This window comes from Sphingomonas sp. Leaf62 (assembly GCF_001421915.1).
Taxonomy (GTDB): Bacteria; Pseudomonadota; Alphaproteobacteria; order Sphingomonadales; family Sphingomonadaceae; genus Sphingomonas.
Genome location: NZ_LMLN01000002.1, coordinates 203,071 through 229,448 on the forward strand (window position 1 = coordinate 203,071; position 26,378 = coordinate 229,448).

At 66.5% G+C, this 26,378-nt stretch carries 21 protein-coding genes and 1 pseudogene; 6 read left to right on the plus strand and 16 right to left on the minus strand.

Annotated elements, in window-relative coordinates:
• The 5 genes from pheT to rpmI all read right to left on the minus strand — a co-directional run.
• On the minus strand, positions 1–1,807 hold a 1,807-nt coding region (gene pheT, locus ASE91_RS01720; RefSeq protein ID WP_235530247.1), incomplete at its 3' end, for a phenylalanine--tRNA ligase subunit beta.
• Positions 1,804–2,952, minus strand: a complete 1,149-nt coding sequence (pheS, locus tag ASE91_RS01725; protein ID WP_200911173.1) for a phenylalanine--tRNA ligase subunit alpha — start codon at positions 2,950–2,952, stop codon at positions 1,804–1,806. The genes pheS and pheT, both read right to left, overlap by 4 nt.
• A 54-nt stretch (positions 2,953–3,006) precedes the next feature.
• A complete protein-coding gene (locus ASE91_RS01730; protein ID WP_056622081.1) occupies positions 3,007–3,327 on the minus strand; it encodes a GIY-YIG nuclease family protein in 321 nt (106 codons plus the stop codon).
• A gap of 199 nt (positions 3,328–3,526) precedes the next feature.
• A complete protein-coding gene (rplT, locus tag ASE91_RS01735) occupies positions 3,527–3,898 on the minus strand; it encodes a 50S ribosomal protein L20 (RefSeq protein ID WP_056622084.1) in 372 nt (123 codons plus the stop codon).
• 13 nt (positions 3,899–3,911) lie between these two features.
• Positions 3,912–4,115: a 50S ribosomal protein L35 gene (gene rpmI / locus ASE91_RS01740; RefSeq protein ID WP_055757212.1), complete on the minus strand. Its 204-nt coding sequence runs from the start codon at positions 4,113–4,115 to the stop codon at positions 3,912–3,914.
• A 157-nt stretch (positions 4,116–4,272) separates the two neighbouring features.
• On the opposite strand from rpmI, the gene ASE91_RS01745 reads away from it, so the two are divergent.
• A complete protein-coding gene (locus ASE91_RS01745; RefSeq protein ID WP_056622086.1) occupies positions 4,273–6,390 on the plus strand; it encodes an AsmA family protein in 2,118 nt (705 codons plus the stop codon).
• A 203-nt stretch (positions 6,391–6,593) separates the two neighbouring features.
• Here the strand turns inward: ASE91_RS01745 and ASE91_RS01750 are convergent, their stop codons facing one another.
• The 6 genes from ASE91_RS01750 to ASE91_RS19835 all read right to left on the minus strand — a co-directional run bounded on the left by ASE91_RS01750 (position 6,594) and on the right by ASE91_RS19835 (position 11,868).
• Positions 6,594–7,373 carry an SDR family oxidoreductase gene (locus tag ASE91_RS01750; RefSeq protein ID WP_056622088.1) on the minus strand — a complete coding sequence of 260 codons (780 nt, stop codon included), beginning with the start codon at positions 7,371–7,373 and terminating at the stop codon, positions 6,594–6,596.
• Positions 7,374–7,383: 10 nt separating this feature from the next.
• Positions 7,384–8,151 carry an ABC transporter permease gene (locus tag ASE91_RS01755; protein WP_055998710.1) on the minus strand — a complete coding sequence of 256 codons (768 nt, stop codon included), beginning with the start codon at positions 8,149–8,151 and terminating at the stop codon, positions 7,384–7,386.
• Positions 8,148–9,083, minus strand: coding sequence for an ABC transporter ATP-binding protein (locus tag ASE91_RS01760; RefSeq protein ID WP_056622090.1), 936 nt, complete (start codon positions 9,081–9,083; stop codon positions 8,148–8,150). The genes ASE91_RS01755 and ASE91_RS01760 overlap by 4 nt, the downstream gene beginning before the upstream one ends.
• A gap of 51 nt (positions 9,084–9,134) precedes the next feature.
• Positions 9,135–9,866, minus strand: coding sequence for a DsbA family protein (locus ASE91_RS01765; protein ID WP_056622092.1), 732 nt, complete (start codon positions 9,864–9,866; stop codon positions 9,135–9,137).
• Between the two features lie 2 nt (positions 9,867–9,868).
• A complete protein-coding gene (locus tag ASE91_RS01770; protein WP_056622093.1) occupies positions 9,869–11,224 on the minus strand; it encodes a M48 family metalloprotease in 1,356 nt (451 codons plus the stop codon).
• Between the two features lie 71 nt (positions 11,225–11,295).
• Positions 11,296–11,868: a response regulator gene (locus ASE91_RS19835; RefSeq protein ID WP_235530248.1), complete on the minus strand. Its 573-nt coding sequence runs from the start codon at positions 11,866–11,868 to the stop codon at positions 11,296–11,298.
• Between the two features lie 43 nt (positions 11,869–11,911).
• Between ASE91_RS19835 and ASE91_RS01780 the strand changes: the two genes are divergently transcribed.
• The 3 genes from ASE91_RS01780 (at position 11,912) to ASE91_RS01790 (ending at position 16,035) form a co-directional block, all read left to right on the plus strand.
• The gene (locus tag ASE91_RS01780) at positions 11,912–13,042 is read left to right on the plus strand and encodes a phosphoserine transaminase (protein ID WP_056622097.1); all 1,131 of its coding nucleotides are present in this window, start codon (positions 11,912–11,914) and stop codon (positions 13,040–13,042) included.
• 132 nt (positions 13,043–13,174) lie between these two features.
• Complete coding sequence (serA, locus tag ASE91_RS01785) at positions 13,175–14,752, plus strand: phosphoglycerate dehydrogenase (RefSeq protein WP_056622101.1); 1,578 nt, start codon at positions 13,175–13,177, stop codon at positions 14,750–14,752.
• Between the two features lie 179 nt (positions 14,753–14,931).
• The gene (locus tag ASE91_RS01790) at positions 14,932–16,035 is read left to right on the plus strand and encodes an ATP phosphoribosyltransferase regulatory subunit (RefSeq protein WP_056622105.1); all 1,104 of its coding nucleotides are present in this window, start codon (positions 14,932–14,934) and stop codon (positions 16,033–16,035) included.
• Positions 16,036–16,070: 35 nt separating this feature from the next.
• Here the strand turns inward: ASE91_RS01790 and ASE91_RS01795 are convergent, their stop codons facing one another.
• Complete coding sequence (locus ASE91_RS01795; RefSeq protein ID WP_056622107.1) at positions 16,071–16,580, minus strand: MucR family transcriptional regulator; 510 nt, start codon at positions 16,578–16,580, stop codon at positions 16,071–16,073.
• Positions 16,581–16,866: 286 nt separating this feature from the next.
• On the opposite strand from ASE91_RS01795, the gene ASE91_RS01800 reads away from it, so the two are divergent.
• Positions 16,867–18,237 (plus strand): sensor histidine kinase, encoded by a 1,371-nt coding sequence (locus tag ASE91_RS01800; protein ID WP_056622109.1) that lies wholly within the window; start codon positions 16,867–16,869, stop codon positions 18,235–18,237.
• Between the two features lie 155 nt (positions 18,238–18,392).
• On the opposite strand, the gene ASE91_RS01805 is transcribed toward ASE91_RS01800, so the two are convergent.
• Positions 18,393–20,340: ribonuclease E/G (locus tag ASE91_RS01805; protein ID WP_235530249.1), on the minus strand; the 1,948-nt coding region annotated here is incomplete at its 5' end.
• Between the two features lie 4 nt (positions 20,341–20,344).
• Positions 20,345–21,104, minus strand: a pseudogene (locus ASE91_RS20340) (ribonuclease E/G); the annotation flags it as partial.
• A 462-nt stretch (positions 21,105–21,566) separates the two neighbouring features.
• On the opposite strand from ASE91_RS20340, the gene ASE91_RS01810 reads away from it, so the two are divergent.
• Positions 21,567–22,853, plus strand: a complete 1,287-nt coding sequence (locus tag ASE91_RS01810) for an N-acetylmuramoyl-L-alanine amidase (protein ID WP_056622113.1) — start codon at positions 21,567–21,569, stop codon at positions 22,851–22,853.
• A 267-nt stretch (positions 22,854–23,120) separates the two neighbouring features.
• Here ASE91_RS01810 and ASE91_RS01815 read toward each other — a convergent pair whose 3' ends face one another.
• Complete coding sequence (locus ASE91_RS01815) at positions 23,121–23,654, minus strand: SixA phosphatase family protein (RefSeq protein WP_056622115.1); 534 nt, start codon at positions 23,652–23,654, stop codon at positions 23,121–23,123.
• Positions 23,651–26,353: an ATP-dependent DNA helicase gene (locus ASE91_RS01820; RefSeq protein ID WP_056622117.1), complete on the minus strand. Its 2,703-nt coding sequence runs from the start codon at positions 26,351–26,353 to the stop codon at positions 23,651–23,653. Before ASE91_RS01820 ends, ASE91_RS01815 begins: the two co-directional genes overlap by 4 nt.
• Positions 26,354–26,378 lie beyond the last annotated feature (25 nt).

Below are 26,378 nucleotides of genomic sequence, written 5' to 3' on the forward strand. Positions count from 1 at the left end.
CGAACGCGTCGAAGCCCTGTGCCTTGCCCCCGCGCCAGCCACGCGGGGCACGCTCGCCCGCGAACACGATGCCCAGCGTCATCCGCTCGGCATCGGCCAGATAGCGGCGGCCGATCTCGAACAGCCGCACGCTCGACTGCCCGCGCTTCAGGTTGCGCGCCGCCGCGCTCAGCAATCCGGGCAACAGCGACGGCCGCATGATCCGCATATCGTTGGCGATCGGGTTCACGACCTCCCACGCACCGCCGCCGAACGGCGCGGCTTCGTCCTCGGCGATGAAGCTCCACGTAATCGCCTCGGCCAGCCCGCGCGCCGCCGCCGCGCGCCGGATGCGGCGCTCCAGCTTCTGCTCCGGGGTCGCGGTCGGCGCCGCCACGCCCGCCGGCCGGTCGAGCGGGGTCGAGGGGACCTTGTCGAGCCCCTCGATACGAATGACTTCCTCGACCAGATCGGCGGTCCCGTCGATATCGCGCCGCCACGACGGCACCATGACCTGCCAGCCATCGCCGACGATGAAGCCCAGCCGTTCGAGGATCTCGCGCTGGCGATCCTCGGCCACGTCCAGCCCGCCCAGCGTCGCGACGCGGCCGGGCTGATGGATGATCGTGCGCAGGTCGTTCGGCGGGGTGCCGGCCTTCGTCACGCCGCTGGCGGTCCCGCCGCACAATTGCAGCACATAATCGGTCGCGATGGCCAGCCCGTCGTCGAGGAACGCCGGGTCGACCCCGCGTTCGAAGCGGGTGCGCGCATCGCTGGTCAGCGCCAGTTTCTGCCCCGTCCGCGCGATCGCCTCGGGGCTGAAATATGCGCATTCGATCAGCACGTCGGTGGTCGTGTCCGACACGCCCGAATGCTCGCCGCCCATGATCCCGCCGATATCGTGCACTGCGATATCGTCGGCGATCACCGTCTCACTGCCGGCCAGCGTGTATGACTTGCCGTTCAGCGCGACGACGCTCTCCCCCGCCTCCGCCTTACGCGCGACCAGCCCGCCGGTCAGCTTGGCCATGTCATAGACGTGCAGCGGCCGCCCGAGATCGAACATCACGTAATTGGTGATGTCGACCAGGGTTGAGATCGGCTTCTGCCCAATCGCGGTCAGCCGCTTGCGCACCCAGTCGGGCGATTCGCCATTGATGAGGCCGCGCACCGCCTGCGCATAGAAAGCCGGACAGCCATCGGCGTCCTCGACCCGCACGTCGGGGCCGTCGCCTTCGCCGGCAACGACCGGCACCGCCAGCGGCTTCAACGTCCCATAGCCCGCCGCCGCCAGATCGCGCGCGATCCCGCGCACGCCCATGCAATCCTGTCGGTTGGGCGTGATGCTGACGTCGATGACCGGATCGTCGAGCCCGGCATAGGTGGGGAAGGGGGTGCCGACCCGCGCGTCGTCGGGCAGTTCGATGATCCCGTCATGATCCTCGCCCAGCTCCAGTTCGCGGGTCGAACACATCATGCCGTTCGATTCGACGCCGCGGATCGCCGCGACCTTCAGCACCATGCCGTTGGCCGGAACGGTCGCACCGGGCATCCCGAACACGCCGACCAGCCCCGCGCGCGCGTTGGGCGCACCGCACACCACCTGCAACGGACCGTCGCCGGCGTCGACCGACAGCACCTGCAACTTGTCGGCCTGCGGATGCCGTTCGGCGGTCAGCACGCGGGCAACGCGAAACGCGGCAAGCTTCTCGCCCGGATTCTCGACGCCCTCGACCTCCAGCCCGATCCGGGTCAGCCCATCGAGGATCGTGTCGAGCGACGCATCGGTGTCGAGATGCTGCTTGAGCCAGCCATAGGTGAACTTCATGCCGTCACTCCCCCCGACAGCGTGGGCACGTCCAGCGCCGAGAATCCATAATGTTTCAGCCAGCGCAGATCGCCATCGAAGAACGGGCGCAGGTCGTCCATGCCGTATTTCAGCATCGCCAGCCGGTCGACGCCGGTGCCGAACGCGAAACCCTGCCACTCGTTCGGGTCCAGCCCGCACGCTTCGATGACCTTGGGGTGGACCATGCCGCTGCCCAGCACTTCCATCCAGCCGCCATTGCCCTTCGCCGGATCACCACCGACGACGCGCCGGCCCTTTTCCAGCGTGTAGCCGATATCGACCTCCGCCGACGGTTCGGTGAACGGGAAATAGCTGGGGCGCAGGCGGAGCACGATGTCGTCGCGCTCGAAATACGCTTTCAGGAACGTTTCCAGCGTCCATTTGAGATGCCCCATATGAATGCCGCGATCGATCACCAGCCCTTCGATCTGGTGGAACATCGGTGTGTGGGTGGCATCCGAATCGCTGCGATAGACCCGCCCCGGCGCGATGATACGGATCGGAGGTTTCTGCGCCATCATCGTGCGAATTTGCACCGGTGACGTATGGGTGCGGAGGACGTAGCGTTCCGCAGCGCCGGTGGCAAAGCCACCGGCGTCGGACGGCGCTTCGGCGCCGCCGGCCGCGCTTGCGCTGGTCTCGCCCTGCGGGCTTCGGCGCTGCGCGTAGAACGTGTCATGCATCGCCCGCGCCGGATGCGTCTCCGGGATATTGAGCGCGGTGAAGTTGTGCCAGTCGTCCTCGATCTCCGGACCCGTCGCGACCGCGAAGCCGAGATCGGCAAAGATTTCGGCCAGTTCGTCCATGACCTGCGCGACCGGATGCACCCCGCCCGAGGACGGCCGATCGACCGGCAGCGTCAGATCGACGCGCTCGCTCGCCAGCTTCGCGGCCAGCGCCCGCGCTTCCAGATCCGCCTTGCGCGCGCCGATCGCATGCGTCACCGCCTCGCGCAGCGCGTGGATGCCGGGCGCCACCGTCTGGCGTTCGTCGGGCGACAGGCCGCCCAGTGTCTTGAGCAGGCCGGTGATCGCCCCCTGCTTGCCCAGCGCATGAACCCGCACCGCCTCCAGCGCATCGATCCCTGCGGAAGCATCGATGGCGGCGAGCAGGTCGGCACGCATTTGGTCGAGATCGGGGGTCACGGTCGCTCCGGGTGTCGGGATAGGCGACCGGCTTTATTGCGGAACGGCGACGAAGCCTAGCCCCGTGGCGAGGTCGAACCAGTGGGGGTTGGCGGTTTCGATCAGCGTGAGTTTCCAGTTGCGCTGCCATTCCTTGATCCGTTTCTCGCGCTGAATGGCGGTTTCCATGGTTTCATGGCGTTCGAACCAGACGAGACGGTGGCAATTGTTCCGACGGGAGAAGCCGTTGGAGGTGCCTGCGCGGTGCTGGTGGATACGCTGGATCAGGTTGCTGGTGACGCCGGTGTAGAGGGTGCCGTGCCGTCCGCTGGCGACGATATAGACGCAGGGTTCGCGGACTGTGGTCGTGTGCAAACCCTATTCCACCCGTCATCCCGACGAAAGTCGGGATCCACGGACGGGGTGTGGCTGATGGTCCGCGCTACCGTCAGCGTCGCCTATCCATGGATCCCGGCTTTCGCCGGGATGACGAAGGTCAGCCTGCGTACGACAAAAAACGCCGGCGGGTTACCCCACCGGCGTTTCTTATCCCGCAAACCGGAACCGCAGCGTGTTACGCGGCGGCCTGTTCCGGCAGGGCGGCCTTCGCCTGCTCGACGATCGCCTTGAAGGCGGCCTCTTCGTGCATGGCGATATCGGCCAGGACCTTCCGGTCGAGTTCGATGCCGGCCAGCTTGCAGCCGTGCATGAACTGCGAATAGGTGATGCCTTCCGCCCGGACACCGGCGTTGATGCGCTGGATCCACAGGCCACGGAACGTGCGCTTCTTAACCTTGCGGTCGCGATAGGCGTACTGGCCGGCCTTTTCGACGGCCTGGCGCGCGATGCGGATGGTGTTCTTGCGACGGCCATAATAGCCCTTCGCCTGATCCAAAATCCGCTTGTGCTTCGCCTTCGTGGTCGTGCCGCGTTTGATGCGTGCCATTGCTCAGTACTCCTTAACGAAGGCCGTAGGGCGCCCACGCCTTGACACGTGCGGTGTCGGCGTCGGCCAGGACCGAAGTCCCGCGATTCTGGCGGATATACTTCGCGTTGTGCGAGATCAGGCGGTGGCGCTTGCCCGCGACACCGTGCTTGATCTTGCCGGTGGCGGTGAGCTTGAAGCGCTTCTTGACGCCGCTCTTGGTCTTGAGCTTGGGCATTTTGGTCTCCTCAAAAATCACGACGTGCGGATTGCCGCGGCAGCCCCAGATGGCCGGGCGAATCCCTTCGGAGTCGTGGAAAGAGCGCGCCCCTAACCCGGATAGGGGCCGAACGCAACTACTGGAACTCGTTACGCGCCCGAACGGTTGATGAGCGATGGCCGAAGTTTCCCCGACTGCCGGCGCATCCGACGCCCCCCGCCGCCGCGACTGGCGGCGGATCGCGTTGCGGACGGTCTTCGGAATCGTCGGCACGTTGTTCCTTGCCTGGCTCATCCTGTTCGTCACCAAGGGACGGTTCCTGAAGGGGACGTTCGAACGGATCGCATCGTCGGGCAGCGGCCGCACGGTCCGTGTCGCCGGCGATTTCCAGTTCTACTTCAATCCCATCGACCTGAAGTTCCTTGCCGAGGGATTGTCGGTATCGAACCCCGACTGGGCAGGCGGCGGCAATTTGTTCGAGGCGAAGAAGCTCGACAGCTCGACCGCGACCCTGACCTTCCTGTTCGGGCGGCGGCGGGTCAACTGGCTCGAGCTCGACGGCGCGCGGGCCGACCTGCACTGGGACGCCGCGCGCAAGCGCAACACCTGGACCTTCGGCGATCCGGACAAGCCGGGCAAGAAGCTCGACCTGCCGATCGTCCGCGCGGGGACGTTCCGCGATACGCGCATCCGCTACCGCGACCCACAATTCCTGCTCGACGGCAATTTCACGCTCGACACGGTCGAGACCAGCGACGCCCAATTCGCCGGGGCGATCCGTGCAGCCGGGCAGGGGACGGTGCGTGGTCGCCCGTTCCGGCTGACCGGCCAGTTGCAGTCGCCCGACGCGACGATTCGCGGCGGGCAGAATCAGCTGACCGCGCGGATCGAAGTGGCGCGTTCGGTCGCGATCCTTGCCGGTACCCTGCCCGGGCCGACCGAACTCGACGGATCGAACCTTGCGGTCCGTCTGCGCGGGCGCAACCTGTCGGACGTGTTCGCGGTGCTCGGCATCGTCACGCCCGATACCCGCACCTATCGCCTGACCGGGCGGATGACCAAGGACGGTCCCGACTGGAAATTCACCCGGCTGCGCGGGCGATTCGGCGACAGCGACCTCGCCGGCAACCTGACGGTGACGCAACGCGAACCGCGCCTGCTGCTGACCGCCGACCTGACGTCGCGTACGCTCGACATCGTCGATATGTCGGCCTTCGTTGGCTACGACCTCGAACGCGTCGAGGCACAGGGCGCGGCGGGCGTGATCCAGCGCGAGGGCGGGGCACCGCGCCTGCTCCCGGATGCGAAGCTGAACGTCGAGGCGCTGCGCAATTTCGATGCGAAGGTCCACTATAAGGTCGCCACTGTTCGCGCCCGCAGCCTGCCGGTGTCCGACGTCGACCTGACGCTCGACCTGGACGACCGGTTGCTGAAGCTGTCGCCGCTGACCTTTGCGATGGCACGCGGCAATGTCGCGTCGGACGTGGTGATCGACGCCCGCCGCCGTCCGGCGGTCACCGATTACGACATTCGCCTGTCACCGACACCGATGGGCCGGTTGCTCGCCGGCTGGGGCGTCGAGGAGGCGGGCACGTCGGGCACGGTCAAGGCGCGGGTGAAGCTGACCGGTACCGGCGACACTGTGCAGGAGTCGCTGGCGGCGTCGAACGGCCGGATTGCGATCATCCTGCCCGGCGGCAGCTTCTGGACGCGCAACGTGCAGTTGTCGGAACTCGACCTCGGCACCTTCGCGCAGAAGATGTTCGAGGGCCGGTTAAAGGAGCCGGTCCGGATCAATTGTGGGCTGATCGGCTTTACCGTGCGCGGCGGCGTCGCGGCGGCGGACCCGATCCTGATCGATACGCAGAAGAACGTGATGATCGGGCGCGGCGGTTTCAGCTTCCGCAACGAATCGATCGATCTGGCCTTCCGCGCCGATTCCAAACGCTTCTCGTTTCTGGCGGGCCAGTCGCCGGTCGGCATCGGCGGCTATTTCGCAAGCCCACGCTATTCGGTCATCAGTCCCGAGTTGCTCGGACGCGCCGGTGCGGGCCTCGGCCTCGCGCTGGTGGCGACGCCGCTTGCCGGTGTGCTGGCGTTCGTCGATCCGGGCGATGCGAAGGGCGCTGCCTGCGGCCCGATTCTCGCTGGCGCGACGGCGCGGGCACAACGGACCAAGGGCGGCGAACCGCGCGACGATGTCGGTCGCGGCACGACCGCCAAGGCCGAGGACGGCAAATCGAACCGTGGTGAGCGCAAGGAACAGCGCAAGAAGTTTCTCGGGATTTTTTGAGTTTCACGCGAGGGCGCGGAGACGCGAAGAGTAGGAAGAACAGAAGGTAGATTTCGCGCAGAGACGCGGAGAAATAGCGTTCGCGGCGAGGTCGGCCGCGATAGCGGCTCTTACTCTTTGTTGCAGCGAAGGAGATAGTCTGCCGAGCGAACCCGGTTTCCAACTGCGCAACCCCTCTGCGCCTTCGCGCCTTCGCGTGAAAATCACATAATCCCCGGAAATGCCCCACCATCGATCAACAGGCTCTGCCCGGTGATGAACCCGGCCTTGTCCGAACACAGGAACGCGCACGCGGCGCCGAATTCCGTCGGATCGCCGATGCGCTTTGCCGGGATCGCTTCCGCCCGCTTCGCCTTCTCCTCAGCCGGGGTTGTGCCGTTCTTCTGCGCCGCCGCCTCGCTCATCGATGCGATGCGCGCGGTGTCGAACGATCCGGGCAACAGGCCGTTGATCGTCACGTTCGATCCGGCAACCTGCCGCGCAATCCCCGCGACGAAGCCGGTCAACCCCGCCCGTGCGCCGCTCGACAGGTCGAGGCCCGGCAGCGGCATCTTGACCGATCCGGAGGTGATGTTGACCACCCGTCCGAACCCGCGCGCGACCATGCCGGGCAACACCGCCTGCAACAACAGCGCCGGCGTGACGAAATTGCTTTCCAGCCCCGCCCGGATGCCGTCGGCCGCCAGCTCGGTATAGGGTTTGACCGGCGGCCCGCCATTATTGTTGACCAGAATGTCGGGGTCGGGACAGGCGGCGAGCAGCGCGGCGCGGCCTTCGTCGGTCGACAGGTCGCCGACGACCTCGATCACCGTCACGCCGGTCTCTTCGCGGATTGTCGCCGCGGTCGCGGCCAGCTTCGCCGCGTCGCGTCCATTGACGACGACATCGACCCCGGCCCGCGCGAGTTCCAGCGCACAGGCACGTCCCAGCCCGGCGCTCGATGCGCACACGATCGCCTTGCGGCCGGCAATTCCCAGATCCATCGCTCGTCCCTTACTTCTTCAATCGCCAGCCGGTGCGGAAGATCACCGTGATGACGGTCACGCAAATGCACAGAAACGCAAAGGTCGCGCCGAGACTCGCGGTCACCGGAACATCGCCCACGCCGAAAAAGGTCCAGCGAAACCCGCTGATCAGATAGACGATCGGATTGAACAGACTGATCGTCCGCCATGCGCCCGGCAGCATGTCGATCGAATAGAATGCCCCGCCCAGAAACGTCAGCGGCGTCACCACCAGCAGCGGAATGACCTGCAACTGTTCGAACCCTTTGGCCCATAGCCCGAGGATGAAGCCGAACAGGCAGAACGTGACCGCGACCAGCAGCAGATAGCAGAGTGCCCAGAACGGGTGCGCGACCTGTACATCGACGAACAGATGCGCGGTGGCGAAGATCACCAGTGCGACGATACACGACTTGCTCGCCGCCGCGCCGACATAGCCGACCAGCGTCTCCAGCGTGGAAACGGGGGCCGACAGCAGTTCGTAGATCGTCCCTGACCATTTCGGCATGAAGATGCCGAAACTGGCGTTGAAGATGCTTTCGGTCAGCATCGTCAGCATCATGAGACCGGGAACGATGAACGCGCCATAGGGTACGCCCGACACCTCGTTCATCCGGCTGCCGATCGCGGTGCCGAATACCACGAAATACAGCGACGTCGTGATGACCGGCGTCATCAGCGAGGTCCAGATCGTGCGCCCGAACCGTGCCAATTCGAATCGATAGATGGCCAGCACGCCATGCCAGTTGAAGGTCATGCCCGGCTCTCCTCTTCATGGACCAGCCCGACGAAGATGTCCTCGAGGCTCGACTGTCTGGTCGCGATATCCTTCCACGCGATCCCCGCCTCGTCGACCGCGCGCAACAGTGCGCGCACACCATTGTCCTCGGCATTGGCATCGAAGGCGAAGGTGAGCGCATGGCCTTCGTCGGTCAGTGTCAGCGGCCAGTGCGACAATGCCGCCGGCACCGTTTCCATCGCTTCGGCCAGCGTCAGCGTCAGCGTCTTCTTGCCCAGCTTGCGCATCAGCGCCGCCTTCTCGTCGACCAGGATCAGCCGCCCCTTGGCGATCACCCCGACCCGGTCGGCCATTTCCTCGGCCTCTTCGATATAATGGGTGGTCAGGATGATGGTGACGCCACGTTCGCGCAATTCATGGACCAGCCGCCACATGTCGCGGCGCAGTTCGACGTCGACGCCCGCCGTCGGTTCGTCAAGGAACAGGATGTCGGGTTCGTGGGACAGCGCCTTGGCGATCATCACCCGGCGTTTCATGCCGCCCGACAGCTCGGTCATCTTCGCATCGCGCTTGTCCCACAGCGTCAGGTCGCGCAGCAGCTTTTCGATGAAGGCCGGGTCGGCATGCCGACCGAACAGCCGCCGCGAAAAGGTGACGGTCGCCATCACCGTTTCGAACGCGTCGGTCAGCAATTCCTGCGGCACCAGTCCGATCCGCGTCCGCGTCTCGCGATAGTCGTGGACCGTGTCGAACCCGGCGGCGGTGATCGTCCCCGCGCTCGGCGTGACGATGCCGCACACGATGCTGATCAGCGTCGTCTTGCCCGCCCCGTTCGGCCCCAGCAGCGCAAAGATCTCGCCCTTGCCGATGTCGAGATCGGTCGGCTGCAACGCGACCGTGCCGGACTTGTACGTCTTGGCGACGCCCCGGATCGAAAGAATGGTGTCCATGGGGCGGCTTGTCCCATGGTTTGATGACGGAGAAAAGGCCGGGTTCGGGCGCTAGGCGGCGGGTACCGGCTTTGCCTTGCGCGCTTGCGCCACCGCTGCCTGTAACGCCGGCAGCGTCTGCGCACCGCCCAGCACCTGATCGCCGACCACCCACGACGGCGTGCCGCTGAAGCCGAGCAGGCTCATGACCTTCATATTGCGTTCGATTTCTCCCGCGATCTGCGGTGATGCGATCGCGGTGCGCGCGGCGTTCGTGTCGAGCTTCGCAGCCCGCGCCGCCGCCTCGATCGATGCGGCATCGACCCGGCCGGCGGCATAGAGCGCGTCGTGGAACGGCTTGAACTTGCCCTGCTGTGCCGCCGCCAATGCCCATTCGGCGGCGGTGCGGCTGCCCTGCGACAGGATCGGCAGTTCGCGGTAGACGATCCGGACGTTCGGGTCGCTCGCGATCAGGCCGGTGATCGCCGGCAGGCTGGCACGGCAGAAACCGCAGGCATAATCGAGATAGGCGACGACGCTGACATCGCCGTTCGGATTGCCGGCGACCGCCCCCGGAAAGGGTTCGACGATCGCCGCCCGGTTGGCCGCAACCGCCTTGCCCGCTTCCTTTGCCTGCAATCGCCGCAGTGCTTCGGGCAGGATTTCGGGATTGGCGAGGATATAGTCGCGCACCACCGTCTCGGTCGCCGTGCGATCGGTCGCGACCCGTTGCGCGACGATCGCGCCGCCTGCGCCGGCCAGCGCCGCCGCCGCCAGCATCGCGATATTGCCCGACCGGCCCATGGTCAGCCCCGCCGCCTGCGGTTGCGTTTCTCTTCCTCGAACGCGGTCTGCGACGTCATTTGAATATCCTGAGCCCTGATCCAGTCGCTCGACCCCTGCGGCAGCAGCGCCATCGCCCGCCGCGCACTGGCCAGCGCCATGCCGTTGTCGCCGATCAGCGACGTATATTCTGCCATCGCCAGCGCGACGCGCGCCGGATCGCCGCGTCGTTCGTACAGGATGCTCAGCTGATACCACGCGAACGGGTTCTGATTGTCGCGCGCCACCGCCTGTTTCAGCACCCGTTCGGCTTCGTTCAGCAGCGCGGGGTCCTCCGCCGCGATCAGCGCATGGCCGAAACTGGCGGCGATCAGTGGTGACGACCGCGTCCGCTCGGTGGCCTCGCGCAGCGCCGACAATGCTTCCTTCGGTTTGCCCGATTCGAGCAGGATCTGCCCTTCGAGTTCGAGGAAATAGGGGTCGTCGGGAGCCGATTTGACCAGCGCGAGCGTCTCGTCCGCCGCCTGCTCGGGATAGCCCGATTTGTGATAGGCATAGGCGCGGGCATAATGGGCGTAGACGCTCTGGTCGGTGGCCGGATAGCGGCGCAGCGTATCCTTGGGATCGCTGACATAGCCGCGCAGCTTCGCCTGCACCCGCTTGAACCGGATTTCCAGCGCGGGGTCGGTCTTGACCTTGAACGACGGCGAAGATTGAACATCCTGCGTCAGATTGGCGATCCGCTCACCACTCAGCGGATGGGTGCGCTGGTAGCTGTTGTCCTGCGGGATGGCGAGGCGATATTCCAGGTTCTGGAGCTTCTTGAAGAAGTCCAGCATCCCTTCGCCCGAGACGTTCGCACTCCGCAGGAACCGCGTGCCGGCGGCGTCGGCCGAGCTTTCCTGCGTCCGGCTAAACGCCAGATAGCTGCTCATCGCTGCCTGTTGTCCGGCGGCAAGGATGCCTGCCCCCGCCTCCCCCGCACCCGCCGCCATCGCCGCGACGCCCAGCAACAGGCTCAAAACGGTGATGCCGGTCGCGGGCGCCATGCCGCGCCCGGCCAGCGGCACGTGCCCGCCGACGATATGGCCGATTTCATGGGCGATGACGCCCTGTACCTCGTTGGCGTCGTCGGCCGCGTCGATCAGTCCCGAATGGACATAGACCGTCTGCCCACCCGCGACGAAGGCATTGATCGACTTGTCCTGCAGCAACACGACGTTGAAGTTGCGCGGATCGAGACCCGCTGCGACGGCAATCGGCCGCGACATATCGTTCAGCAACGCTTCGGTCTCTGCATCGCGCAGCACCGATTGCCCAGCGGCCGGCTGTACGAACAGGAGGATGACGGCAGCGATGCCGCCCAGCGCGCGCTTCATGGATATCCTTATCGGCGAAGGGCCGGACGCGGGTCAACGCCGCGTGTGGGCGCGGCGCGCTGAACCAGAGGTTAAGCGCTCGCCACCATCTCGCGACGATCGCCGAACAGCCTGATCCCCAACGGGGGCGCGGAAAGATCGCCAGCACGCGCGCGCACCGCGAACTCGACGATCCGACCGACCGACTCGTAGCCGCACGGTTTGGAGACGACGCCCAACGCGCCTTCGATGCCGTCGCTCAGCAAATTGGGGTTGGCGGTCAGGAAAATGACCGTCGTGCCATAGTTGCAGCCCAGCAATCGTCCGATCATCGGTCCGGTCGGTCCGTCGCGCAAGTTGCAGTCGACCAGCGCGACGTCGGGCCGTACCACGGCCAATTCCATCGCCCCGATCATATCGGCAGCGATGCCGACGGGCCGATAGCCATGCTCCTCGAGCGACGCTTCCAGATCGATCGCGACCAGCATCTCATCCTCAACGATAAGAACGGTGGGCGAGGATGGGTACGCTATAGACATATCAACAAAACGCAACGCGGCGAGTCGCGCACGGTTCCCACAAAGATGATGCGTCTTTGGTCGCATCGTCGCAACAACATGGGTTGTATCGGACAAGACACGCCGGTAATGGCCGCGGCGGGCCACGCTGTCCCAACGCAGCGCGTGCTCTCTGTGAGGAGAGACTGACATGACTGATCTTCCGCCTAAGCCGGCTACGACTCCCGCTCGCCCGTATTTTTCGTCCGGGCCTTGCGCCAAGCCGCCGGGCTGGTCCGCCGACCGCCTCAACCCCGTCAGCCTCGGCCGGTCGCACCGTTCGAAAATCGGCAAGCAGCGTTTGCAATATTGCATCGACCTGATGCGCGAACTGCTGAACCTCCCCGACACCCACCGCATCGGCATCGTCCCCGGTTCCGACACCGGTGCGTTCGAAATGGCGATGTGGACGATGCTGGGCGCACGTCCCGTCACCGCGCTGGCATGGGAAAGCTTCGGCGAGGGCTGGGTGACCGACGCGGTCAAGCAGTTGAAGATCGATCCGACCGTCGTGCGCGCCGATTACGGCCAGCTGCCCGATCTGGATGCGATCGACTGGAGCAACGACGTCCTGTTCACGTGGAACGGCACCACCAGCGGCGTGCGCGTGCCGAACGCCGATTTCATTCCGGCCGACCGCGAGGGTCTCTCGTTCGCCGATGCGACGTCGGGCGTGTTTGCCTATGACATCGACTGGACGAAGATCGACGTCGCGACCTTCTCCTGGCAGAAGGTACTGGGCGGCGAGGGCGCGCATGGCGTCCTGATCCTCGGCCCGCGCGCCGTCGAACGGCTCGAAACCTACACCCCCGCCTGGCCGCTGCCCAAGGTCTTTCGCCTCGTGTCGAAGGGCAAGCTGACCGAAGGCGTGTTCAAGGGCGAGACGATCAACACGCCGTCGATGCTGGCGGTCGAAGATGCGATCTTCAGCCTCGAATGGGCGAAGTCGCTGGGCACCGACGGTCTGATCGCGCGCAGCGATGCCAATGCCGCCGCGCTCGACAAGATCGTCGCCGAGCGCGACTGGCTCGGCCATCTCGCCGCCGATCCGGCGACCCGGTCGAAGACCAGCGTCTGCCTGACCGTCGAGGGTGCGGACGAGGTGCTGATCAAGAAGATGGCGTCGCTGCTCGAAGCCGAAAATGCCGCCTATGACGTCGCTGGATACCGCGATGCGCCAGCGGGCCTGCGCATCTGGTGCGGCGCGACTGTCGATACGGCGGATATCGAGGCGCTCGGGCCGTGGCTCGACTGGGCCTACGCCACCGCCAAGGCGGGCTGACGAATAGCCCTCTCCCCTTCAGGGGAGAGGGTTGGGAGAGGGGAACTTGCCTCTCCTGCTATCCTGACAATCGATAGGGCCGGGTTGCGCGGCACTNCGGCCCTCTCCCCTGCAGGGGAGAGGGAGAAAAACATGCCTAAAGTTCTGATTTCCGACAAGATGGACCCCAAAGCCGCCCAGGTCTTCCGCGAACGCGGGGTCGAGGTGGACGAAATCACCGGCAAGACGCCCGAAGAGCTGATCGCGATCATCGGCGACTATGACGGTCTCGCCATTCGCAGCTCGACCAAGGTGACCAAGGCGATCCTCGACGCTGCCAAGAACCTGAAAGTCGTCGGCCGCGCCGGTATCGGTGTCGATAACGTCGACATCCCCGCCGCCTCGGCTGCCGGTGTCGTCGTGATGAACACGCCGTTCGGCAACTCGATCACCACCGCCGAACACGCCATCGCGCTGATGTTCGCACTCGCACGCCAGCTGCCCGAGGCCGACGCCTCGACGCAGGCCGGCAAGTGGGAAAAGAACCGCTTCATGGGCGTCGAATTGACCGGCAAGACGCTGGGCCTGATCGGGGCAGGCAATATCGGGTCGATCGTCGCCGACCGTGCGCAGGGGCTGAAGATGAAGGTCATCGCCTTCGACCCGTTCCTGTCGCCCGAACGCGCGATCGAGATCGGCGTGGAGAAGGTCGAGCTGGACCAGCTGCTGGCGCGTGCCGACTTCATCACGCTGCACACTCCGCTGACCGACCAGACCCGCAACATCCTGTCGGCGGAAAACATCGCCAAGACCAAGAAGGGCGTGCGCATCATCAACTGTGCGCGCGGCGGTCTGGTCGACGAGGTCGCGCTGAAGGCGGCGCTCGACAGCGGTCAGGTCGCGGGTGCGGCGCTGGATGTGTTCGTGCAGGAGCCGGCGAAAGAATCGCCGTTGTTCAACACGCCGAACTTCGTTTCGACCCCGCATCTGGGCGCGTCGACCAGCGAAGCGCAGGTCAACGTCGCGATCCAGGTCGCCGAACAGATGGCCGATTTCCTCGTGTCGGGCGGCGTCACCAACGCGCTGAACATGCCGTCGCTGTCGGCCGAGGAAGCACCGCGCCTCAAGCCCTATATGGCGCTCGCCGAAAAGCTCGGCAGCCTCGTCGGGCAGCTGACCACCGGCGCGATCGCCCGCGTATCGGTGCATGGCGAAGGTGCCGCCGCTGAGCTGAACCAGAAGCCGATCGTCGGCGCGGTGCTGGCCGGGTTCCTGCGCGTCCAGTCGGACACGGTGAACATGGTCAACGCCCCGTTCCTCGCCAAGGAACGCGGCATCGAGGTTCGCGAAGTCCGCAACGACCGCGAGGGCGATTACCACACGCTGATCCGCGTCTCGCTCAAGACCGAAGCCGGCGAACGCTCGGTCGCGGGCACGCTGTTCGGCAATGCCCAGCCGCGTCTGGTCGAACTGTTCGGCATCAAGGTCGAGGCCGATCTGGCCGGCCACATGCTGTACGTCGTCAACGAGGACGCGCCCGGCTTCATCGGCCGCATCGGCACGACGCTGGGCGAGGCGGGCGTCAATATCGGCACCTTCCATTTGGGTCGCCGCGATGCCGGTGGCGAAGCGGTGGTGCTGTTGTCGGTCGACGAAGCGGTCACGCCGGAACTGGTCGCGAAGGTCCGCGCGCTTCCGGGCGTCAAGACGGTGATGCCGCTCACCTTCTGATCGGTTTGCGCCGATGACGGACGGGCTGCCGGAGTGATCCGGCAGCCCGTTTTCGTTTCGGTGCATCCCCATTCCGCAATCCCTCACCCGGGATTGACCCCGGGTGACGCATTAGGACTGTGGCCGGGCATAATCGTCGACGCTTTCCCGTCCGGCCTGCAGCCGCTAGGGGGAAGCCCATGAACGATACCGGCCTCCTCCCCGAAGGGTTTCACGACCGCCTGCCACCCGCCGCCGATGGGCTGCGCCGGTTCGAAGGGGCGGTGCTGGGCGTCGCGCATGGCTATGGCTATGAACAGGTCGACCCGCCGCTCGCCGAGTTCGAGGCGGGGCTGGCCGGGCGGCTGAAGGGTACGGCGGCGACCGATGCGGTGCGCTTCGTCGATCCGGTCAGCCAGCGGACGCTGGCGATCCGTCCCGACATCACCGCACAGGTCGCACGGATCGCCGCGACGCGGATGGGCCACCACCCGCGTCCGGTGCGGCTGTCCTATGCCGGTCCGGTGCTAAAACTGCGCGCCGGCGAACTAGCTCCCCGGCGGGCATCACGACAAATGGGCGCAGAACTGATCGGACGCGACAGCGTGGCGGCGGCAACCGAGATCGTGACCGTCGCGGTCGAGGCGCTGGCAGCGGCAGGCGTCACCGGCATCTCGATCGATTTCACGCTGCCCGATCTGGTCGCGACCTTGGCCGGCGATCCGCCGGGGCCGCAGCATGCCGCGCTGATCGCGGCATTGGATGCCAAGGATGCCGGTCGCGTCGCCGCGATCGACCCGGCCTACCTGCCGTTGGTCGAGGCGGCGGGGCCGTTCGACACCGCGCTCGCCCGCCTGCGTGCGACCGATCAGGCGGGACGGCTGGCCTCCCGGCTCGACGCGATCGAGACGGTGGCGGCGACGCTGGCCGGCCGCGTTGCGGTGACGCTCGATCCGACCGAGCGGCACGGCTTCGAATATCAGAGCTGGCTCGGCTTCTCGCTGTTCGCGCAAGGCGTGCTGGGCGAGATCGGCCGGGGCGGCAGCTATATGGTGTGCCATGCCGACGGCCGCGAGGAACCGGCGGTCGGCTTCTCGCTCTACGCCGATGCGCTGCTCGATGCCGGGTTGGGGGCGAAGGATCGGCGGCGGCTGTTCCTGCCGATCGGTGTCGATCTGGTGGCGGCGGCGCGGCTGCGCAGCGAAGGCTGGGTTACGGTCGCGGCGCTCGACGCCGACGACACGCCCGAGGCGCAGCTCTGCACGCATCACTGGGTGGACGGCGCGATCTTCCCGCGCACATAGAAAACGGGGCGGCACGATGGCCGCCCCGATCCTGTTTATTCGGCAGCCTTGGGCTTGCGACCGCGACGGCGTGGCGCGTCGCCGGCATCGCTCTCGGCGGCGGCTTCACCGGTGTCGGCGCTGCGCGCCTTGCGACCGAGGCCGATGCGCTTGGCCATGTCGCGACGGCTCTGCGAATAGGTTTCGGCAACCATCGGATAGTCCGGACGCAGGCCATAGCGTTCGCGATAGGTTTCCGGGGTCAGGCCATGGCCAGCCAGATGACGGCGCAGTGTCTTGTACGGCTTGCCGTCGATCATCGAAATGATGTGATCTTTCGACGCGAGCGACTTGCGGACCGAGACGGCGGCAACATGGTCCTGCTGCGGCGCGGCCTCTTCCTGTTCGACCTTGCCCGAAGCCAGACCCAGAACCGTCGCGTGCATGGTTTGCAGGAATGCCGGAACATCCTCAGCGGCCACACGGTTGTTGCCGTTGTTCAACCAGGCAATGGTCAGTTCGGTGGCTAGTTCGATCGCGTTCAGTTCGGAACCGTCTTCGGACATGGAGTTCTCCTTTTCTGGATCGGCCTTTGCGTTGCGTGAACCGTCAGGTCAATAGGTCCGATCTGGAGCAAAGCAAGATTTAGCTAAATTATGAGAAATATTCTCGCGCTTTCAACCCATCATCGCAAATTGTTGATCCAAAGTTGATCTGAATTGGCTGATCGACCTGGTATCGAAAATCGAGACGGCGAATATTCGCGGAAGGAATGTTCGCGGTAGATTGTGCCGGGCCGGACAATATTCGAACGATGATGGTGCACCGCGGAAACAGAGAGGCAGATGGGTAATGGAGTTGCCGGTATCGGACGCGAACGACCCTGTCTGGCAGGATATCGCGGATAAAATGCCGGTATTGGCATGGATCGCCGATCAAGACGGACGGCTCCTGTGGGGTAATCGTTGCTGGCGTGAAGCGATTGGTACGGTATCGATCGGTGATCTTTGGACCGGATCGCTGCCATCGGAGGCGCGCGAAGCGGCCATGACGGCATGGGCTGCCGGCACGACCGCCGGGAGCTCCTTTCCGCTGACGATCGAGTGCGATCGGACCGAGGACCGCATGACCGGCTTCGCAGTGACGCCCGCCGCGCCCGACCCTGAGGGCAGGCCCCGCTGGTTCGTCATGGCCAGCGACAACGCCCGGCAGCGTCGCGCGGAAAGCGCGCAGGTCGCGGCGCAGGCTGAACTGGATACGCTGACCAACGCCATGCCGCAGATGGTGTGGGCAACGCGGCCGGACGGCTATCACGATTTCTACAACGCCCAATGGTATCGCTTCACCGGCATGCCCGAAGGTTCGACCGATGGCGAGGAATGGAACGGCATGTTTCATCCCGATGATCAGGAGCGGGCATGGGATCGGTGGCGGCACAGCCTGCGGACCGGCGAAGCCTATGAGATCGAATACCGGCTGCGGCATTGCAGCGGCACCTATCGCTGGGTCCTGGGTCGTGCCCTGCCGGTGCGGGATGGCGATGGACGGATCGTGCGTTGGATCGGAACCTGCACCGACATCGATTCGGCCAAGCGCGCCGCCGAACAGAACGATATCCTCAGCCGCGAACTCAGCCACCGCATCAAGAACATCTTCGCGATCATCAGCGGACTGATCCGCATGTCGGCGCGACAGATGCCGGCGATGCGCGGGTTTGCCGACGATCTTGCCAAGCGGATCGCGGCGCTGGGTGCGGCGCATGATCTGGCACGGCCGCACAGCGATGTTTCGCGGCCGACCGTCGGCGACGCGACCTTGCATCATGTGCTTCGCGAACTCCTGTCGCCCTATGCCGACCGCCAGTGGCGGGTGACCGGCGATGACGTCCCGCTCGATGATCGCGGTGCCACGCCGATCGCGTTGATCTTCCACGAACTGGCAACCAACGCCGCCAAATACGGCGCATTGTCCACGACCGATGGCCAAGTGACGATCGAAACCCGGCACGACGGGGAACAGGTGGCGATCGACTGGCGTGAAACGGGTGGGCCCGCGATCGAGCATGTGCCGGACACCGCCGGTTTCGGAACGCGATTGGCGGCGCTCAGCATCGAACAGCAATTGGCAGGAACGATCACCCGCGACTGGCGACGTGACGGGCTGTTGGTCCGCATCGAGGTGCGACGCGACGCGCTGGTTCGCGAGCCGTTGGCCCGGCGTTAGCGCGGTCTTCGACCATGTCACATCGCCGCCACCGCGCTGCAAGCGACCGCTGACGCGGCGGACCGATCCTCCGATCTGATCGAAGACCGCTTCAGGATTAAAAAAAGGGCGGCCCGTTGAGGCCGCCCTTTCGTCCGTGGCGAGGATCGCCGCGATCAGTTGCCGAAGGTGCGCTGCCACCAGCCGCGGCGGGGCGACGGGTTTTCGCTATCGCCAGCCGCTTCCTCGTTCACGGCCGTTTCTTCGGTTTCCGGTTCGGCAGCGATTGCTTCCGGTTCCGGCGCGGCAGCCGCTTCGGTCACGTCCGCCGTTTCGGCGGGCTTGCGACGCGGCGCACGGCGCTTCTTGGGGGCAGGGGCTGCTTCTGCTTCGGCCTTAACGGGGGGCAGTGCTTCCTCGGCAGCGGCCGGCTCGGCATCGGCCTTGCGACGACGCGTCCGCTTCGGCTTGGGGGCTTCGGCGGCCGGCTCGACCTCGACGACCGGAGTTTCCACCGGTGCGGGAACCACGAGCGGCGCAGCATCGCCGGCCTCGATGGTCACCGGTTCGGCTGGCGTCGGCTCGGTTGTGGTCTCGACCTTGGCACGCGCGCTTGGGCGGCGCCGGGTCCGCTTTGGCGCGGGCGTCGGTTCGGCATCGACCATTTCGGGCTCGACGACCGGTTCCGCTGCGGCGGGTTCGGCAACCACGGCAGGTTCGGCGACATCGTCCTCGACCGGGAGGTCGGCGATCGTTCCCGCACCGTCGGCGGCATCGAACGCACCGTCACCACGACGACCACCACGACGACCACGCCGGCGACGCTTGCGCCGGCTACCGTCATCGGCGGTTTCGGTTTCGGGCGCGGCATCGTCTGCAACGTCGCGTTCGTCCGCCTCTGCGTCGACGACAGCGGCATCGACCGTCTCGTCATCGGCTTCGACCGCATCGTCGCCCTCCGATTCGATGTCGGCATCGTCGCCGGCTTCGCCCTCGACGTCGCCTTCCTCACGGTTGCGACCGCGACGGCCGCGACGGCGGCGGCGGCGCTTGCCACGACCTTCGCCCTCGTCGTCGCCGCGCGGCGGACGGGCGGTTTCCTCGACCGCGTCTTCCTCAATTTCCTCGTCGATCTCGTCCTCGATGTCCTCATAGGCATCGTCCTCGTCGTCGATGACGACCAGCGGCTCGATCTTGGGTGGGTGCGCAGGCGGCGGGCCGGATGCTTCGACCGCCATGCGCGCGCCCTCGATCTCGGCATCGGGCACGATCTCGACCGTCACGCCATAGCGGTCCTCGACCTCGGCGATGTCGGCGCGCTTCTTGTTGAGGACATAGAACGCCGCTTCCTGGCTGGCGCGCAACGCGATCAGCGAACCGCGACCGCGGGCGGCCTCGTCCTCGATCAGGCGCAGCGCCGACAGGCCGGCCGACGACGCGGTCCGGACCAGCCCGGTGCCCTCGCAATGCGGGCACTGCCGGGTCGATGCCTCCAGCACGCCGGTACGCAGCCGCTGACGGCTCATCTCCATCAGACCGAAGGCGGAGATGCGACCAACCTGGATGCGGGCGCGGTCGTTCTTCAGCGCCTCCTTCATCGCCTTCTCGACCTTACGGACGTTCGATCCGTGATCCATGTCGATGAAGTCGATCACGACCAGACCGGCCATGTCGCGCAGCCGCAGCTGGCGCGCGATTTCCTGCGCCGCTTCGAGGTTGGTCGCGGTCGCCGTCTGTTCGATATTATGTTCGCGGGTCGACCGGCCGGAGTTGATGTCGATCGACACCAGCGCCTCGGTCGGGTTGATGACCAGATAGCCGCCCGATTTGAGCTGCACGACCGGATTGTACATCGCGGCCAGCTGATCCTCGACATGCGCGCGCTGGAACAGCGGCACCGCGTCGGCGTACTGCTTCACCCGGCGGGCATGCGCGGGCATCAGCAGGCGCATATAGTCCTTGGCGTGGCGGAACCCGTCCTCGCCCTCGACGATCACCTCGTCGACGTCCTTATTGTAGATGTCGCGGATCGCGCGCTTCACGAGGTCGCTGTCGCCGTAGACCAGCGCCGGCGCCGACGACGTCAGCGTCTGGTCACGAATGCCGTCCCACAGGCGGGCGAGGNNNNCCATTGACGCCGGCAGCGTCAGTTCGGCCATGATCGACTTCAACCGCTTGCGGTCGGCGGCCGAATTGATCTTGCGCGAAATGCCGCCGCCATGCGCGGTATTAGGCATCAATACGCAATACCGGCCGGCGAGCGACAGATAGGTGGTCAGCGCCGCGCCCTTGTTGCCGCGCTCTTCCTTCACGACCTGCACCAGCAGCACCTGCCGGCGGCGGATCACGTCCTGGATCTTGTAGCGGCGACGCAGGTTCAGCCGGCGCTGGCGCAGCGCCTCGACCGCGGCATCGTCGCCACCGCTCTTGCGCGGGCGCGGGGCGGGGGCGTCCTCGCCTTCCTCGTCATCGTGATGATCGTCGTCCTCGTCACGCTCGACGACTTCGATGCCACCTTCGGCATCATCGTCATGATCGTGATCGTCGTAGTCGACGTCGTCGTCATGATCGCCGGCGCGCAGCGCGGCTTCCTCGGCGGCATGCTCGGCTTCCTCGGCCAGCAGCGCGTCGCGGTCTTCCTTCGGGATCTGGTAATAATCCGGGTGGATTTCGGAAAAGGCGAGGAAGCCGTGGCGGTTGCCGCCATAATCGACGAACGCCGCCTGCAACGACGGTTCGACCCGCGTCACCTTGGCGAGATAGATATTGCCCTTGAGCTGCTTGCGCTCGGCCGATTCGAAATCGAATTCCTCGATCCGGTTACCCTTGACGACGGCGACCCGGGTTTCCTCCCGGTGGCGAGCGTCGATCAACATCCGCGTGGTCATGATAGTGTCTCCGGGCGCGCGGGACGGCTGTGCCAGTCGGCGCGCCTAAACGCGCGGCGGGGTTCAAGCCCGGTGCCTGCGCGCGATTGCTGGGATATGCGTCTGCTCGCACGGGCAGTCCGGGAATTTCCGGGCGGACAACCGTCGCCCCGACGCCGGCCGCGACAGCGGCACAGGCGGAACGGGACGGAACTTGCCACATGAGAACATCAACCTGAATAAATCCCGCAGGCGGTTGCGCGCGGGATGTCGCATCGGCTCCCCTGGGACAGGCCCGGGACCGACGTAGGAACAGGCGTAGCATTCACCATCGTGAACGGCAACAGCGCGGGCATGCTTCCTTACCCGGTTATCTTCCCCGCTGTTTTAGGGTAAATTAATCTTTACCACGGTTAGTAAGGGCTGTTTGTGGCCGGAGTCGGTACGGCACGGTTCGCGGAATGGGGGAAGAGCCGCTTCGTCATGGGTAAGCGCTGGGCCAGCTTCGGATTCGCAGGATCGCGTGCGCGACACACGGCCGCGCTGGCTCTGTCGTGCGCAGCGTTCGGATCGCCGGCCGCCGCCCAGCACATCGACGCGGTCGAGGTTGCGAACGATCGCATCGTCATCCGCCTCGACGCGCCGGCACGCGGTGCCAGCAGCTTTGCGATGGCCGGGCCCGATCGGATCGTCGTCGATCTCGACGGGGTTCGTCCCGGCGGGCGCAGCGCTGCCGGTGGATCGGTGCTGGCGGTGCGCCAGGGGGTGCGCGGCGATCGCGGCAGCCGGCTCGTGCTCGACCTCGCCGAATCGGCGATGGTCACCGGCGGCGGATTTTCCGATGGCGGGCATCGCCTCACGCTCGACCTGCGCCGGGTGAACGCCAGCCGCTTCGCGCGGGCGGCGGGGGGCGGGCGGATGCGGTTCGCGCCGCAACCGGTGGTCGGCGCGATCGTGCCGGTGGCATCGTCGGCGGCGATGGTCGTCGACCGGCGACAGCGAGCGACCGCCAGTGTTGCCGTACCCGTTGCACGCCCGCGCCGTGGCCTGCCATTGCCAAGGGTAGAGGGCGACGCCGATCGGCCGCTGGTGGTGATCGACGCCGGCCATGGCGGCCATGATCCCGGCGCGATCTCGCCGCATGGCGGCCTGCGGGAAAAGGATTTGACGCTCAAGACCGCGCGGGCGATCCGTGACGCGCTGCTCGCGGGGGGGCGCGTCCGTGTCGCGATGACGCGCGATCGCGACCAGTTTCTGGTGTTGCAGGAACGCTATGCGATCGCCAGGCGACTGGGCGGCAGCCTGTTCATCTCGGTCCATTGCGACAGCGCGGATAATCCCGACGCCAGCGGAGCCAGCATCTATACCCTGTCCGAAGTCGCATCGGACCGCGAAGCCGCCCGGCTGGCCGCGCGCGAGAACAAGGCCGATATTCTCGCCGGGGTCGATCTCGGCCGGCAACCGGCCGACATCTCCTCGATCCTGATCGACCTGACGCAGCGTGAGACGATGAACGAATCGGCGGGGTTCGCGCGGTTGCTCGGGCGCGAGGCGAAGGGCGTGATCCCGCTCAAATCCAATTACCACCGCATGGCGTCGCTGATGGTGCTGAAGGCACCCGACCTGCCATCGATCCTGTTCGAAACCGGCTATCTGTCGAACGAGGGGGATGCAAAGCGGCTCGATTCGGCGGAGGGGCGAAAGGCGATCGCGAAAAGCGTGACGCAGGCGGTGGAAATCCACTTCGCGCGGCGGATGGCGGCGCGCTGATCGCGGCTGTCGTGCGATAACGAACCGTATTCTCGCGCCGGCGAGACCTATGCGAACGTTCCGATTACCGATCGGCTGGCATACCCCTGCCTCCGCAACGCCTGTCGAATGCGCCCACGACCGTACCCCCGCAGAGGCGGGGTTCCAGGGTTCCAAGGCATAAGCCGTTGTTTTGTGAGGCTCTGGACCCCCGCCTGCGCGGGGGTATGGCGAGAGGACGAGACGGCCAGAAACCTTGCGCAGGTTTCGCATTCCGCGGCGTACCGTTTAATCGTGATCCGGCCCCAGGCTGGGGTCCAGATCGCGGGGCCGGACGAACGTGACCAGATGCCCGCAGCCATTGCCCGCGCTCGCCCAGTCGCCATCCAGTTCCAGCACCGCGACGCTGGCGGTCGGAAACTTCTCCTCGACCGCGCCGCGCAACGGGTTGCTTTCGGCTGACAGCAGTAGGACGAGATCCTCCAGCCCTGGATTGTGCCCGACCAGCAACGCGCGATCGACAGCGGCGGGCAGCGCGCGCACGGTGTCGAGCAACGTCCCCTCCGACGCCAGATACAGCAGGCGGTTGCTCTGCTCCTCGGGCAGGCTGCCATAACCGCGCCGGAAATGGTCGAGCGTTTCGACGACACGGCGGGCAGGGCTGGCGACCAGATGATCGAACCGGCATCCCAATTGCCGCAGATGCGCGCCCATCGCGGTCGCCGCGCGGGCGCCCTTGGCGTTCAGCGGCCGGTCGAAATCGCGGGTAATGGCATCGTCCCAGCTCGACTTGGCATGGCGCAGCAGCGTCAGCGTCTTCATGGCAAGGGCTCCATCGGCAGGGCATGCGCCCCATGCCCCACTTCCTGCCCCAAGGAAAGGGCACGCGCGACCGCTTCGTCCAGCGTGCAGCGAATGACCGGTGTCCCATCGGGGAACGCGCCCAGCAGCCGCGACGGCATCGCCGCCGACAGCAGCACGAACAGCCCGCAATCGTCGGCGCGCCGGATCAGCCGCCCGAACGCCTGTGCCAGCCGCGCGCGCACCATCCGGTCGTCATAGGCGCTGCCACCGCCCGCCAGCCGCCGCGCGGCGTGGAGCACGCCGGGCTTTACCCACGGCACCCCCTCCATCACCACCATCCGCAGCGAATGGCCGGGCACGTCGACCCCGTCGCGCAGCGCATCGGTGCCGATCAGCGAGGCACGGGGGTCGTCGCGGAAGATGTCGACCAACGTACCGGTGTCGATCGGGTCGACATGCTGGGCGTAGAGCGGCAATCCATCACGCGCGAGGCGGTCGGCGATGCGCGCATGGACACCGCGCAGCCGCCGGATCGCGGTAAACAGCCCCAGCGTGCCGCCCCCCGCCGCGACGATCAACCGGCCGTACGCATTGGCGAGCGCGGGCAGGTCGCCGCGCTTCACATCGGTGACGATCAGCACCTCGGCCTGTTCGGCATAGGCGAACGGGCTGGTCGCGGCGAAATGGGTCGGCGGGCGCATCAGGTGCGGCGCACCGACGCGCGCATCGGCCTGCGTCCAGTCGCCGCCCGCGCGCAGCGTCGCGGAGGTCACCAATACGCCGTGCGCGGGCTTCAGCACCGTTTCGGCGAAGGGGCGGCCGGGATCGAGCCAGTGGCGGTGCAGCCCCATGTCGTATTCGCGTCCCTCGACCCGTTCGACCGCCAGCCAGTCGACGAAATCGGGATCGACCGGCCCGCCGACCCGCGCCAGCAGCCGCCCCCATGCCGCGACCGTTTCCGCCCGCCAGCCGAGCGAGGCGATCGCCCCCTCGATCCGGGCGCGCGCCGGGCCGTCCATCCAGTCCGGCCCCTCGGTCAGCACCGCTTCCAGCCGCTTGCCAAGCGCAATCAGCGGGCGCAGCAGCGCATCCAGTGCCTGCGCGGCGGGACCGGCGGCGTCGACCAGTTCGGGCGGCGGTTCGGTCAGTTCGGTCTCGAGGCCATAGCCTGCCTCGCCATCCTTGGCGCGCGCGAACACCGCACCGCGCACGCAGGCCAGCAATTTCTCGACCGGACCGAACGGATCGCCCTCCTGCACCCGCGCCAACCAGCCATCGGCGGGCAGCAACCGCGCGGCATCGACCGCCGCCGCCACCGCTTCGCAGCCCGCCGCATCATAGCTGGCGACATCGGACAGCCGCGCCGCCAGCCCACGCCGTCGTCCGCGCCCGCCGCCCTCCGGCCCCAAGACCCAGCGGCGGATCTCGATCGCCTCCATGCCGGTCAGCGCGGCGGAGAACATCGCATCGGCGGCATCGAACAGGTGATGGCCTTCGTCGAAGACATAGCGGGTCGGGCGCGTGCCGGTCTCGCGACCACGCGCGGCGTTGACCATGACGAGCGCGTGGTTGGCGATGACGATATCGGCCTGTGCCGACGCCCGGGCCGCGCGTTCGATGAAGCATTTGCGGTAATGCGGGCAGCCGGCATAGATGCACTCGCCGCGCCGGTCGGTCAGCGCGGTCGATCCGTTGCGCCGGAACAGCGTCGGCAACCAGCCGGGCAGGTCGCCGCCGACCATGTCGCCATCGGCGCTATACGCCGCCCAGCGCGCGACGAGGTGCGCCAGCACCGCCGCCCGCCCCTGAAACCCGCCCTGCAACGCGTCCTCCAGATTGAGCAGGCACAGATAATTCTCGCGCCCCTTGCGCGTCACGACGCGGGCGCGGCGTTCGGCGGGATCGGGAAAGACGCGTTCGCTTTCCTGCGCCAATTGCCGCTGCAACGCCTTGGTAAAGGTCGATACCCACACCGCGCCATCGGCGGCCTCCGACCACAGCGACGCGGACGAGAGATAGCCGAGCGTCTTGCCGATGCCGGTCCCTGCTTCCGCCAGCACCAGATTGGGCGTGTCGCGTGCGACGCGCGGGGCAAAGGCGTCGGCGGCGGCGGCAGCGAAGGCGCGCTGGCCGGGGCGCGCCTCTGCCCCCTGACCGGTCAGGGTGGCCAGCCGTTCGGCGATGGCATCGGGGGACAGCGTCACCGTCCGCGGCGCACCACGCGGCGGCGCTTCCTCCCATTCGGGCAGCTTCGAGAACAGCCAGCGTTCGGCGGTGGCGGGTTTCGGCAGCACCTGTCCCAGAGCCGGAGCCCATGGCCAGCGCAGCCGGAACAGCGATTGCGCGGCGGTCCATGCCCCTTCCTGTTCGGGCCATGGCGCAGCGGCAGTCGCGATCAGTGCCGACGCCGCATCGCGCAGCAGCGCTGCGACGCTCGCTTCGTCGGTCGGCAGTGTCAGCTTCAGCGCCTGCGCGATCCCCTTTGGCGTCGGCACCGCGAACCGTGCCGGATGAACGAACGCGAACAGTTCGAGCAGGTCGAGCCCCGACAGTTCGGCATAGCCCAGCCGCTGGCCGATCAACGGCGCGTTGAGGACGATGGTCGGGGTATCCGCGACGCAGGAAATCGCTTCCCCCCGGCTGATCTCGCGTGTGCCGTTCGCATCGGCGATCCAGACGCCCGAATGGCTGGCGTGCAGGGCGGGGTAGGGGAGCATTGTGCCCTACATAGCGCGATGGACG

Coding starts and splice junctions, on each gene's coding strand:
- pheS (WP_200911173.1), bottom strand. CDS start 2,952: ATGCGTGCCGACCTGCTCGCCGCCATCGATGCTTCCGCAGGGATCGAT.
- rplT (WP_056622084.1), bottom strand. CDS start 3,898: ATGGCACGCATCAAACGCGGCACGACCACGAAGGCGAAGCACAAGCGG.
- rpmI (WP_055757212.1), bottom strand. CDS start 4,115: ATGCCCAAGCTCAAGACCAAGAGCGGCGTCAAGAAGCGCTTCAAGCTC.
- ASE91_RS01745 (WP_056622086.1), top strand. CDS start 4,273: ATGGCCGAAGTTTCCCCGACTGCCGGCGCATCCGACGCCCCCCGCCGC.
- ASE91_RS01750 (WP_056622088.1), bottom strand. CDS start 7,373: ATGGATCTGGGAATTGCCGGCCGCAAGGCGATCGTGTGCGCATCGAGC.
- ASE91_RS01755 (WP_055998710.1), bottom strand. CDS start 8,151: ATGACCTTCAACTGGCATGGCGTGCTGGCCATCTATCGATTCGAATTG.
- ASE91_RS01760 (WP_056622090.1), bottom strand. CDS start 9,083: ATGGACACCATTCTTTCGATCCGGGGCGTCGCCAAGACGTACAAGTCC.
- ASE91_RS01765 (WP_056622092.1), bottom strand. CDS start 9,866: ATGGGCCGGTCGGGCAATATCGCGATGCTGGCGGCGGCGGCGCTGGCC.
- ASE91_RS01770 (WP_056622093.1), bottom strand. CDS start 11,224: ATGAAGCGCGCGCTGGGCGGCATCGCTGCCGTCATCCTCCTGTTCGTA.
- ASE91_RS01780 (WP_056622097.1), top strand. CDS start 11,912: ATGACTGATCTTCCGCCTAAGCCGGCTACGACTCCCGCTCGCCCGTAT.
- serA (WP_056622101.1), top strand. CDS start 13,175: ATGCCTAAAGTTCTGATTTCCGACAAGATGGACCCCAAAGCCGCCCAG.
- ASE91_RS01790 (WP_056622105.1), top strand. CDS start 14,932: ATGAACGATACCGGCCTCCTCCCCGAAGGGTTTCACGACCGCCTGCCA.
- ASE91_RS01795 (WP_056622107.1), bottom strand. CDS start 16,580: ATGTCCGAAGACGGTTCCGAACTGAACGCGATCGAACTAGCCACCGAA.
- ASE91_RS01800 (WP_056622109.1), top strand. CDS start 16,867: ATGGAGTTGCCGGTATCGGACGCGAACGACCCTGTCTGGCAGGATATC.
- ASE91_RS01810 (WP_056622113.1), top strand. CDS start 21,567: ATGGGTAAGCGCTGGGCCAGCTTCGGATTCGCAGGATCGCGTGCGCGA.
- ASE91_RS01815 (WP_056622115.1), bottom strand. CDS start 23,654: ATGAAGACGCTGACGCTGCTGCGCCATGCCAAGTCGAGCTGGGACGAT.
- ASE91_RS01820 (WP_056622117.1), bottom strand. CDS start 26,353: ATGCTCCCCTACCCCGCCCTGCACGCCAGCCATTCGGGCGTCTGGATC.